Source organism: Dactylosporangium sp. CA-152071 (genome assembly GCF_050936335.1).
Taxonomy (GTDB): domain Bacteria; phylum Actinomycetota; class Actinomycetes; order Mycobacteriales; family Micromonosporaceae; genus Dactylosporangium; species Dactylosporangium maewongense.
Map to the genome: position 1 here is coordinate 467,526 of NZ_JBNJMZ010000001.1, position 13,131 is coordinate 480,656.

A 13,131-nucleotide genomic window follows, 5' to 3' on the forward strand; every position below is an offset into this window, starting at 1 on the left:
GAGGATCGATAGCTGGGGGTTTTCCGGTGCGCCGCCGGTCGCCTCGGCGTGCAGGTGGGCGGCGAGCGCGGCCGGGGTCGGGTAGTCGAAGACGGCGGTCGCGGGCACCTTGAGGCCGGTGCGGGCGGCGAGCCCGTTGCGGAACTCGACGGCGGTCAGCGAGTCGAACCCGAGGTCCCGGAACGCATGCCCGGGCTCGACGAGCTCGGTGCCGGCGTGCCCGAGGACTTCGGCGGCCTGCCCGCGCACCGCGTCGAGCATGCCGGCGAGGTCCCACGTCTCGGTGTCGTTCTGCGGTACGGGCGGCGTGTACAGCCCGCTGACGAGCGGTGCGGGGCGTCCTGCGGTGAACCCGGGCCCGAACCGTTCCCAGTCGATGTCGGCGACGACGACGGTCGCGGCGGCGCCGGTCCGGGCGAGGGCGGTGACGGCGACGGACGGGTCCATCGGCCGGACGCCGCTGCGGCGGTGCCGGTCCCCGAGGTCACCCGCCATGCCGTCGCCCGCCCAGGGCCCCCACGCGATGGAGACGCCCGGGAGCCCGGCGGCTCGGCGCTCCTCGGCGATCGCGTCGAGGGCGGCGTTCGCGGCGGCGTAATTGCCCTGGCCCGCCGACCCTACCGACCCCGCGAACGACGAGAACAACACGAACGCATCCAGCTGCAGGTCCCGGGTCGCGGCGTCGAGGTGCCCGGCGCCGTCCACCTTGGCCGCCATCACCGCGGCGATCCGCTCCGGCGTCAACCCGTCGACGGTCCCGTCGTCCAGGACACCAGCGGCGTGGATGACCGCGTTCGGCGTGAATCTGGCGACCAGGTCGGCGACAGCGGCGGGATCGGTGACGTCCGCGGCAACGACCTCGACACCGTCCACCTGTACAGCGTCAGAGCCGCGGCGGCTGACCAGGACGACCCTGGACGCGCCCTCCGCGGTCAGCCACCTGGCGACGTGCCCGCCCAGAGCGCCGGTGCCGCCGGTCACCAGCACCGTCCCCGACGGGCGCCACCCTTGGGTCGCGGTCGCCGGGACGAGGCGCCGGCCGTAGACCGCGCCGGACCGGACGGTGACCTGGTCCTCGGCACCGGCAAGCACCCCGGGCAGCAGGGACAGGTCGGCGTCGCTGTCGAGGTCGACGAGGCCGCCCCACCGGTCCGGGCGCTCCAGGGCGACGACCCGGCCGAGACCCCAGATCGCGCGCTGCACCGGATCCGTCGCCGCACCCCGGGTCACACACCACAGTGGGCCCTTGTCACCGAGCGACTGCACGATGGTGAGCGCCTCGGCCGCATCGGCAGGCAACGCCACCACACCCGCGAATGAAGCGTCCGGGAGGTCGCTGTGAACGACCGTCTCGGCACCCGCCGCCGCCAGAGCCGCCACTACCGCCTCGGAGCCACTACCGACCACGAGCCACGTGCCGGTGAGCGTCGCTTCGCGGCGCGGCAGCGGCGCCCAGTCCTCGCGATACAGCCAGCCGTCCACAGTGGATTCACGCTGCAACCACCTCGCGAACGTGGGGGCAGTGCCGCGGCGGACCGTCGGCCAGAACCGCTGCCGTTGGAACGGGTACGTGGGCAGGTCGACGCGCCGACCACCGGCCAGGAGCCGGGTCCAGTCGGGCGACCAACCGGCGACGTGGGCCCGGGCGAGCGCGGTCATCAGGGTGCTGACTTCGTCGCGGCCCTTCCGCATCGCCGGGATGCCGTCGACCAGCGCCGACAGGATCCCGTCGGGGCCGACCTCCAGGAACCGCGTCACGCACTTCTGCTTGAGACGATCGGCGGCGTCGGCGAACCGGACCGTCCCCCGGACCTGCCCCACCCAGTACTCCGGGTCGGTGACGTCGCCGGTGGACGTGGTCGCGATCGGAATCCAAGGCTTGTTGAATTTCACGGTGGCCAGGACCTCGCGGAACGCGTCGAGCATCCCGTCCATGCGTGCCGAGTGGAACGCGTGACTCACGTTGAGCCGCCGCGTCTTGGCGAACCCCGCCGCGACCTTCTCGACGGCGTCCTCGTCGCCGGAGACCACCACGGCGTCCGGGCCGTTGACGGCGGCGATCTCCGCACCGCCGACCAGCACCTCCCGGACCGCCTCCTCGGACGCCTGGATCGCCACCATCGCGCCACCCGTGGGCAGCTCCTGCATGAGCCGGCCGCGGGCGGCCACCACCTTGCAGGCGTCCTCCAGGGACCAGACCCCGGCAACGTGGGCCGCGGCCAGCTCGCCGATCGAGTGACCGAGGAGGAAGTCGGGTCGCAGGCCCCAGGACTCCAGCAGCCGGTACACCGCGACCTCGACCGCAAACAGGGCAGGCTGCGTCCACTGCGTCTCATCCAGCCGCGCATCGTCCACCTCGACGTGGGCGCGCACCTCGTCATACGCCGCGGCGAAGACCGGGAACGCCTCGTAGAGACCGCGGCCCATGCCGGACCACTGCGCGCCCTGACCCGTGAACAGCATCGCCGACGCGCCCTCAGTAACCCGGCCGCGGATCACCGCGTCGCCGAGCACGACGGCCCGGTGATCGAACGCCGACCGTCCGGTCGCGAGGGAGTAGCCGACGTCGACGGGATCGGCGAGGGTCGCCTGCCGGAGCCGGGTCACCTGCGCGTCGAGCGCCTCCGGGGTCCGCGCCGACAGCGGCAACGGCACCATCGGCAGCGGTTCGGGCGCGGCGGCCGGCGGGGTCGCGGGCGCCTCCTCCAGGATCACGTGGGCGTTGGTGCCGGAGATCCCGAACGACGACACCCCGGCGCGGCGCGGCCGGTCGGTGGAGGGCCACGGCTGCGCCTCGGTGAGCAGCGCGACCGCACCCTCCGACCAGTCCACATGGGACGACGGGGCGGTGATGTGCAGGGTCCGGGGCAGCGTCTGGTGCTGGAGGGCGAGGACCATCTTCATGATCCCGGCGACGCCGGCGGCGGCCTGGGTGTGGCCGAGGTTCGACTTCACCGACCCGAGCCACAGTGGCGTCTGCCGGTCCGCGCCGTAGGTGGCGAGGAGCGCCTGCGCCTCGATGGGGTCGCCGAGGCTCGTGCCGGTGCCGTGCGCCTCCACCACATCCACGTCGGACGGATCCAGGTCTGCGGCGGCCAGGGCGGCCCGGATCACCCGCTGCTGTGACGGGCCGTTCGGGGCCGTCAGACCGTTGGACGCGCCGTCCTGGTTGACCGCAGTGCCGCGAACGACGGCCAGGACCGGGTGACCGTTGGCGACCGCATCGGAGAGCCGCTCGACGAGGAGCAGGCCGACGCCCTCGCCCCAGCCGGTGCCGTCGGCGTCGTCGGAGAACGCCTTGCAGCGGCCGTCGACGGACAGGCCGCGCTGGCGGGAGAACTCGACGAAGGCGCCCGGTGTCGACATGACCGTGACGCCGCCGGCCAGGGCGAGGCCGCACTCGCCGCGCCGCAACGCCTGCGCGGCGAGGTGCAGCGCGACGAGCGACGCGGAGCAGGCGGTGTCGACGGTGACCGCCGGTCCTTCGAGCCCGAACGTGTAGGAGAGCCGCCCGGAAACGACGCTGGCGGCGTTGCCGGTGCCGAGGTAGCCCTCGACGTTCTCCTCGGCGGCGGCGAGCATCGTCGGGTAGTCCTGGCCGTTGGTGCCGACGAACACGCCGGTGGCCGTCCCGCGCAGCGAGGCCGGGTCGATCCCGGCGCGTTCGAACAGCTCCCATGACGACTCCAGCAGCAGACGCTGCTGCGGATCCATCGCCAGGGCCTCACGCGGCGAGATGCCGAAGAACCCGGCGTCGAACCCGGCGACGTCCGGCAGGAACGCGCCGACCCGCGCGTACGAGGTGCCGGACTGGTCGGGGTCCGGGTCGAAGAGGGAGTCGAGATCCCAGCCGCGGTCGGCGGGGAACTCGCGGACCCCGTCGCGTCCCTCGGCGAGCAGCTCCCACAGCGCTTCCGGGGTCGCCGCGCCCGGGAACCGGCCGGCGATCGCCACGATCGCGACCGGCTCGTCGGCCGGGACCGCGGCCCGGACGGTGTCCGTGGTCCGGGCTCCGGTGATCTGGGACAGCAGCAGCCCGGCGAGGGACTCCGGCGTCGGGTGGTCGAAGACGACGGTGGTCGGCAGGGTGACGCCGGTCGCCGCGGTCAGCGCGTTGCGGAACTCGACGGCGGTCAGCGAGTCGAAGCCGAGGTCGCGGAACGCCCGGTCGCGGTGGATCACGGCGGCGTCGGCGTGGCCGAGGACGGTGGCGGCGTGGCCGCGGACCAGGTCGAGGAGGTGCCCGGCGAGCTCACCGTCGGGCACGTCCGCGAAGTGCCGCTCCGCCGCGGGTGCCTTGACCGGGGCGAGGCCGTCGATGAGCGGCGCGGGCCGGATCGCGGCAAATACGGGCCCGAACGTTTCCCAGTCGATGTCGGCGACGACGAGCGTGGCGTCGGCTCCGGTCCGGGCGAGCGCGGTGACGGCGGTGTCGGGCCGCATCGGGCGTACGCCGCCGCGGCGGTGCCGGTCACCGAGGTCCCCCGCCATGCCGTCACCCGCCCACGGCCCCCACGCGATCGACACCGCCGGGAGCCCAGCGGCGCGACGCTCCTCGGCGATCGCGTCGAGGGCGGCGTTCGCGGCGGCGTAGTTGGCCTGACCCGCCGACCCCACCGATCCGGCGAACGACGAGAACAGCACGAACGCGTCCAGCGGCACGTCCCTGGTGGCGGCGTCGAGGTGGCGGGCGCCGTCGACCTTCGCCGCCATCACCGTCGCGATCCGCTCCGGCGTCAGGGCGTCGACGGTCCCGTCGTCCAGGACACCGGCAGCGTGGATGACCGCGTTCGGCGTGAACCGGGCGACCAGATCGGCGACAGCGGCAGGATCGGTGACGTCCGCGGCCACGATCTCGACGCCGGGGATGTCCACCTGTGCGGCGTCAGGGCCGCGCCGGCTGACCAGCACGATCCTGGAAGCGCCTTCCGCGGCGAGCCACCGGGCGACGTGGAGGCCGAGGGCGCCGGTGCCGCCGGTGACCAGGACCGTGCCGGAGGGCTGCCACCCGGCCGTGGTCGCGGCCCGGGCGAGACGCCGGGCGTGGACCGTGCCGGACCGGACCATCACCTGGTCCTCGGTGCCGGCGAGGATGCCCGGCAGCAGCGCCACGTCCGTGTCGTCGATGTCGATGAGGCCGCCCCACCGGTCCGGGTGCTCCAGCGCGACGACCCGGCCGAGACCCCAGACCGCGCGCTGCACCGGATCCGTCGAAGCACCCCGGGTCACACACCACAGCGGCCCCATGTCGCCGAGGGTCTGTACGAAGGTGAGCGCCTCGGCGGCATCCGCTGGCAGCGCCACCACGCCCGCGAACGACTTCTCCCGCAGGCGTCCTTCGCGGACCGGCAGGGTGACCGTGTCGGCGCCCGCCGCCGCCAGCGCCGCCACCACCGCCTCGGATCCGCCACCGACCACGAGCCACGTGCCGTGCAGCGTGGCATCCCGGTGCGGCAGCGGCGTCCACGTCTCGTGATACAGCCAGCCGTCGACGGTCGGGAGGGCAGGAGTGCCGGCGTCCAGCCAGTACCGCTGCCGCTGGAACGCATACGTGGGCAGGTCGACACGGCGTCCGCCGGCCAGGACGCGGGTCCAGTCCGGGGACCAGCCGGCGACGTGCGCCCGGGCGATGGCGGTCATCAGGGTGCTGGCTTCGTCGCGGCCCTTGCGCATCGCCGGGATGCCGTCGACCAGCGCCGACAGGACCCCGTCGGGGCCCACCTCCAGGAACCGGTTGACGCCTTGCGCGCTGAGCGTGGCGACCGCATCCGCGAACCGGACCGTCCCGCGGACCTGCGCCACCCAATAGTCAACAGAGGTCACGTCCCCGGTGGACGTCGTCGCGATCGGAATCCCAGGCTCGTTGAATTTCACGGTGGCCAGGACCTCGCGGAATGCGTCGAGCATCCCGTCCATGCGTGCCGAGTGGAACGCGTGACTCACCTTCAGCCGCCGCGTCTTGGCGAACCCTGCCGCCACCGCCTCGACCGCGGTCTCGTCACCGGAGACCACGACCGCGTCAGGACCGTTGACTGCGGCGATCTCCGCACCGTCCACCAGTGCTGCGCGGACCTGCTCCTCCGAGGCCTGGATCGCCACCATCGCGCCACCGGCCGGCAGCGCCTGCATCAACCGGCCCCGCGCCGACACCACCTTGCACGCGTCCTCAAGGGACCAGACCCCGGCGACATGGGCGGCGGCCAACTCACCGATTGAATGACCGAGCAGGTAGTCGGGCCTGAGACCCCACGACTTCAGCAACCGGTACACCGCGACCTCAACCGCGAACAACGCCGGCTGCGTCCACTGCGTCTCATCCAGCCGCGCATCATCCACCTCGACGAGCGCACACACCTCGTCAAACGCCGCCGCGAACACCGGGAACGCCTCGTAGAGACCGCGGCCCATCCCCGACCACTGGGCGCCCTGACCGGTGAACAGCATCGCGTTGCCGCCGTCACGGGCCCGGCCGCGGATCACCGCGTCGCCGAGCAGCACCGCCCGGTGCTCGAACATCGACCTGCCGGTAGCCAGGGAAAATCCAACGTCCATTGGATTTTCGGTGACCTCACGCAGCCTGGACACCTGGCCGTCGAGGGCGTCCGCGGTGCGGGCCGACACCGGCCACGGCACCACCGGCAACGCCACCCGCTCCCCCGCCGGGGCCGCGGCGGCGGGCGGCTCCTCGATGATGACGTGGGCGTTGGTGCCCGAGATCCCGAACGACGACACCCCCGCCCGGCGCGGACGGTCGGCGGCGGGCCACGGCCGGGCGTCGGTGAGGATCTCGACGGCCCCCGACGACCAGTCGACGTGCGACGAAGGGGCGGCGACGTGCAGGGTCCGCGGCAGCTGGCCGTGCCGCATGGCGAGGACCATCTTGATGACGCCGGCGACACCGGACGCGGCCTGGGTGTGGCCGAGGTTCGACTTCACCGACCCGAGCAGCAGCGGCGTCCGCCGGCCGGGCCCGTACGCGGCGATGAGCGCCTGCGCCTCGATCGGGTCGCCGAGGCTCGTGCCGGTACCGTGCGCCTCGACGGCGTCCACGTCGGACGGCTGGAGGTCCGCGGCGGCGAGCGCGGCGCGGATCACCCGCTGCTGCGACGGGCCGTTCGGGGCCGTGAGGCTGCTGGAGGCGCCGTCCTGGTTGACGGCCGAGCCCTTGATCACCGCGAGGACCGGGTGGCCGTTGGCGACGGCGTCGGAGAGCCGCTCCAGGAGCAGCAGGCCCACGCCCTCGCCCCAGCCGGTGCCGTCGGCGTCGTCGGAGAACGCCTTGCAGCGCCCGTCGGGGGCCAGGCCCCGCTGGCGGGAGAAGCCGACGAACGTGCCGGGCGTCGACATGACGGTGACCCCGCCGGCGAGGGCCATGCCGCACTCGCCGCGGCGCAGCGCCGCCGCCGCCAGGTGCAGCGCGACCAGCGACGACGAGCACGCGGTGTCGACGGTGACCGCGGGTCCTTCGAACCCGAACGTGTAGGCGACCCGGCCGGAGGCGACGCTCGGGGCACTGCCGTTGCCGAGGTGCCCTTCCAGGCCGTCGGGGACGTCGTGGACCCGGGCGGCGTAGTCGCTGTACATGAGGCCGACGAACACCCCGGTCGGAGTGCCGCGCAGCGTGGCAGGGTCGATCCCGGCGCGCTCCAGCAGCTCCCACGACGTCTCCAGCAGCAGCCGCTGCTGCGGGTCGGTGGCGAGGGCCTCGCGGGGCGAGATGCCGAAGAAGTCCGCGTCGAACGCCGCCGCGTCGTACAGGAAGCCGCCCTCACGCGCGTAGCTGGTGCCGCGGTGGTCGGGGTCGGGGTGGTAGAGCCGGTCGACGGGCCACCCACGGTCGCCGGGGAACGGTCCGACGGCGTCGACGCCGTCCGCGACGAGCCGCCACAGGTCCTCCGGGTTGCCGACGCCGCCCGGGTACCGGCAGCTCATCGCCACGATCGCGACCGGTTCGTCAGCAGCCGGCGCGGTGCCGGTGGCGGGCGGTGCGGTGACCGCGGCGGGCGCCAGGTGCAGCTCGTCGAGGAGGTGCCGGGCCATCGCCGCCGGCGCCGGATGGTCGAACAGGACGGTGGCGGGCAGCGTCAGCCCGGTCGCGGCGGCGAGCCGGTTGCGCAGTTCGAGGGCGGTGAGGGAGTCGAACCCGGCCTCCAGGAACCCGCGGTGCGGGTCGACGTCGTCGCCGGCGGCGTGCCCGAGGACGGTCGCCGCCTCGCCGCGCACCAGCCGCAGCAGCGCCGGGATCCGGTCGCCGTCGGGCATCCGCCGCAGCCGCTGCCGGAGCGTGTCGTCGTCATCGCCGCGGGCCGCCCGCCGCCCGGCGGCGCCCGCGAGTCCACTGAGGACCGCGGGACCGCCGGCGGCGGGGCGCAGCCGGGCCGGGACCGCCAGGGCGGCGGGGGCGGCGCAGGCGAGGTCGAGCAGGTCGAGCGCGTCCGTGGCCGGCAGCGGCGCGACGCCGTTGCGAGCGAGACGGCGGCGGTCGGCGTCGTCCAGGTGGGCGGTGATGCCGCTGGCGGTGTCCCACAGCCCCCAGGCGAGCGACAGCGCCGGCAGCCCTTCGGCGCGGCGCTGGGCGGCGAGGGCGTCCAGGACGCTGTTGGCGGCGGCGTACCCGGCCTGCGCGGCGCCGCCGAGGATCCCGGCGAGCGACGAGTACAGCACGAACGCGGTCAGGGGCAGGCCCTTGGTCAGCTCGTGCAGGTGCAGGGCGCCGTCGGCCTTGGGGCGCAGGATCGCGGCGACCCGGTCGGCGGTGAGGTCGGTGACAACGGCGTCGTCGGCGACCCCGGCGGTGTGCACGATGGCGGTCAGGGGATGCTCGGCGGGCACGGCGGCGAGGAGCGCGGCGACGGCGGCCCGGTCGGCGACGTCGCAGGCGGCGACGGTGACGGTGGCGCCGTGCCCGGCCAGCTCGTCGCGCAGCGCGGCGGCGCCGTCGGTGTCGAGGCCGCGGCGGCCGGCGAGCAGCAGGTGCCGGACGCCGTGGACGGTGACGAGGTGCCGGGCTGCGAGGGCGCCGAGCCCTCCCAGCCCGCCGGTGACGAGCACGGTCCCGTCACCGTGGAACGTGGCTGCCGGCGCTGCTTCCGCCGCGGCGGCGACGGCCCGGGCGAGCCGCGGGACGAGCACGTCGTCGCCGCGGACCGTGACGGTCGGCTCGTCAACAGCAAAGGCGGTGGCGAGGGCCTCGCCGGCGGGCTCCTGGTCGTGGACCTCGATGACCCCGAACGTCCCGGGGTGCTCGGCCTCCGCGGAGCGGATCAGCCCGGCCACGCCGGCCGACGCGACCGCGTCCGCTCCGGAGGCGGGCACGACGACCCGCAGCGCGGCCCCGGCGGGCGGGTCGGCGAGCCACTCCTGGACGACTGCGAGGGCGGCTGAGGTCCGCCGGTGCACGGCCGCCACGAGGTCGTCGCCGGCGTCGTCGATGGTGACCACGACGCGCCCCGGAGCGAGGGCTCCCCCGGCGATGGCGGCGTGGAGCGTGGTGAGGTCGGCGTACGCGTCGACCGTGGCGCCGGCCTCCGCCAGCGCCGCGGCGGCCCCGGACGGGTCGGTGCCGAGCACGGCGTAGCGGTGACGGTGTCCGCCGGTGGGGCGGGCGGGGACGGGGTCGAGCCGGAACAGGTCGGCGGCGCGGCCCGCGGCCAGTTGCCCGGCGGTCACCGGGCGCAGGTCGAGCGCGTCGATCGACGCCACCGGCCGGCCGGTCTGGTCGGCGACCTCGACGGCCACGGTCGTGGCGCCGGTGAGCGTGAGGCGGGCGCGGACGGTGACGGCGCCGGTCGTACACAGGGAGACGCCACGGAACGCGAACGGCAGCAGCGTGTCGCCGGCGGCGTGCTCCGCCAGGCCCAGGGTGTGCAGGACGGCGTCGAGCAGGGCCGGGTGGACGCCGAAGCGGGCCACGTCGTCGCGGGCCGTCTCGGGGAGCGCGACCTCGGTGAACAGGTCGCCGTCGCGGCGCCAGACGGCCCGCACGCCCCGGAACGCGGGACCGTAGTCGAGTCCGGCGCCGGCGAGCGTGTCGTACAACCCGTCGACGGGGACCGGGGTCGCGCCCGGCGGCGGCCAGGCGGTCAGGTCGGTGGTGTCCCGGTCCTGCCCGGGGCGCAGCCGTCCGGTCGCGTGCCGGGTCCAGTCCGCGGCGGTGTCGTCGGCGGCGCGGGAGTACACGGCGACGGGGCGGGCGCCGGTGTCGTCGGGGGCGCCGACGGTGAGCTGCAGGTGCACGGCGCCCGGGTCGGGCAGGGCCAGGGGGGCCTCCACGGCGAGCTCGTCGAGGTGCCCGCAGTCGAGCATCTCCCCGGCGCGCAGCGCCAGGTCGACGAGGGCGGTGGCGGGCACGAGCGGCACGCCGAGCACGACGTGGTCGCGCAGCCACGGCTGGTCGCGCAGCGAGAGTCGGCTGGTGAAGACGAAGCCGCCGCCGTCGGCGAGGCCGAGCGCGGCGCCGAGCAGCGGATGGTCGACGGGCAGCAGCCCGGCCGCGGCGGCGTCGGCGCGGGCGGCGGGGTCGTCGAGCCAGAACCGGGTGCGGCGGAACGCGTACGTCGGCAGGTCGACGACGTTGCCGCCGAGGACCCGCGTCCAGTCCGGGGACCAGCCGGTGACGTGCATCTGCGCGACGGCGGTCATCAGCGTCAGCGGCTCGTCGCGACCCTTCCGCATCGCGGGGACCCCGTCGACCATCGCCGACAGCACCCCGTCCGGACCGACCTCCAGGAACCTGGTCACGCCTTTCGCGGTCAACTTGGAAGCGGCCTCGGCGAACCGGACCGTCCCGCGAACCTGACCCACCCAATACTCCGGGTCGGTGACGTCGCCAGTGGACGTGGTCGCGATCGGAATCCCCGGCTCGTTGAATTTCACGACGGCCAGGACCTCACGGAACGCGTCGAGCATCCCGTCCATGCGTGCCGAGTGGAACGCGTGACTCACCTTGAGCCGGCGCGTCTTGGCGAACCCTGCCGCCACCGCTTCGACCGCTTCCTCGTCACCGGACACGACCACGGCGTCCGGGCCGTTGACGGCGGCCAGCGAAACACCGTCGACCAACGCCGCCCGGACCTGCTCCTCCGAAGCCTGGATCGCCACCATCGCACCACCGGCCGGCAGCGCCTGCATGAGACGGCCGCGAGCCTCCACCACCTTGCAGGCGTCCTCAAGCGACCAGACCCCAGCGACGTGGGCCGCGGCCAGCTCACCGATCGAATGACCGAGGAGGTGATCGGGGCGCAGACCCCAGGACTCCAGCAGCCGGTACACCGCGACCTCAACGGCGAACAGTGCAGGCTGCGTCCACTGTGTCTCGTCGAGCAGGTCACCCTGAACGTCGCGCAGACCCTCGATGTGGGCGCACACCTCGTCATACGCCGCCGCGAAGACCGGGAACGCCTGGTAGAGACCGCGACCCATCCCCGACCACTGCGCACCCTGACCCGTGAACAGCATCGCGGAACGACCGGGCGTCGCGACACCCGTGACCGTGAGGTCGTCGAGTGCCGCCCGCAGCGAGGACCGGTCGGCGCCGAGCACGACCGCCCGGTGCTCCGTCGTGGTCCGCGTCGTCGCGAGCGTGAACGCGACGTCGGCCGGGTCGATGCCGGGCGCCGCGTCCAGGGCGGCGGCGAGCCGGCGGGCCTGCGCGGGCACCGTCGCCGCGGTACGGCCGGACAGCAGCCACGGCACGACCGGCGGTGCGACCCGCTCCGCCGCCGGGACGGCCGTGTCCGCTCGGGCCGGCGGCTCCTCGATCACGACGTGGGCGTTGGTGCCGGACACCCCGAACGACGACACCCCCGCCCGGCGTGGGCGGTCGGTGGACGGCCACGGCTGTGCCTCGGTCAGCAGCCGGACCGCGCCCGCGGACCAGTCCACATGCGACGACGGGGCGGTGACGTGCAGGGTCCTCGGCAGCCGCTCGTGCCGCATGGCGAGGACCATCTTGATGACGCCGGCGACGCCGGACGCCGCCTGGGTGTGGCCGAGGTTCGACTTGACCGACCCGAGCCACAGCGGCTCGTCGCGGCCCTGCCCGTAGGTGGCCAGCAGCGCCTGCGCCTCGATCGGGTCGCCGAGGCTCGTTCCGGTGCCGTGCGCCTCGACGACGTCGACGTCGGCGGGGGCGAGGCCGGCGCTCGCGAGGGCGGCCTTGATGACGCGCTGCTGGGAGGGGCCGTTCGGGGCGGTGAGGCCGCTGGACGCGCCGTCCTGGTTGACGGCGGAGCCTCTGAGGACCGCGAGGACCGGGTGGCCGTTGGCGACGGCGTCCGACAGCCGCTCCACGAGCAGCAGGCCGGCGCCCTCGCCCCAGCCGGTGCCGTCGGCGTCGTCGGAGAACGACTTGCAGCGGCCGTCGGCGGCCAGGCCACGCTGCCGGCTGAAGCCGATGAACGTGTTCGGGGTCGACATGACCGTCACGCCGCCGGCGAGGGCGAGGCCGCATTCGCCGCGGCGCAGCGCCGTCGCCGCCAGGTGCAGCGCGACCAGCGACGACGAGCAGGCGGTGTCGACGGTGACCGCGGGTCCTTCGAGGCCGAACGTGTAGGCGATGCGGCCGGAGGCGATGCTGGGTGAGCTGCCGTTGCCGACGTACCCTTCCATGCCTTCGGGGATCTCGCGGAGGCGGGCGCCGTAGTCGTTGTACATGACGCCGACGAACACGCCGGTGCGGCTGCCGCGCAGCGTGGCCGCGTCCAGGCCGGCGCGTTCGAACGCCTCCCACGCCGTCTCCAGCAGCAGCCGCTGCTGCGGGTCCATGCCGAGCGCCTCTCGGGGTGAGACGCCGAACGGGGCAGGGTCGAACTCATCGGCGTCGTAGAGGAAGCCTCCTTCGCTGCCGTACGAGGTGCCGCGGTGGTCCGGGTCGGGGTGGAACAGGTTCTCCAGGTCCCAGCCGCGGTTGTCCGGGAACGGTCCGATGGCGTCGCGGCCGTCGGCGACGAGCCGCCACAGGTCCTCGGGTGTTTGGACGCCGCCGGGGTACCGGCAGCTCATCGCGACGATCGCGACCGGCTCCTGCGCCCGGTCCTCGACCTCCTTGAGCCGCTCCCTGGTCCGGTGCAGATCAACCGTCACGCGCTTGAGGTACTCGCGCAGCTTGTCTTCGTTCATCGGTGACCGGAC

Annotated in this window: 1 pseudogene; it reads right to left on the minus strand. The window is 74.4% G+C overall.

Annotated elements, in window-relative coordinates:
* Nucleotides 1-36: 36 nt before the first annotated feature.
* Nucleotides 37-13,119 (minus strand): annotated as a pseudogene (locus ACQEVZ_RS01650) (type I polyketide synthase); the annotation flags it as partial.
* Nucleotides 13,120-13,131 lie beyond the last annotated feature (12 nt).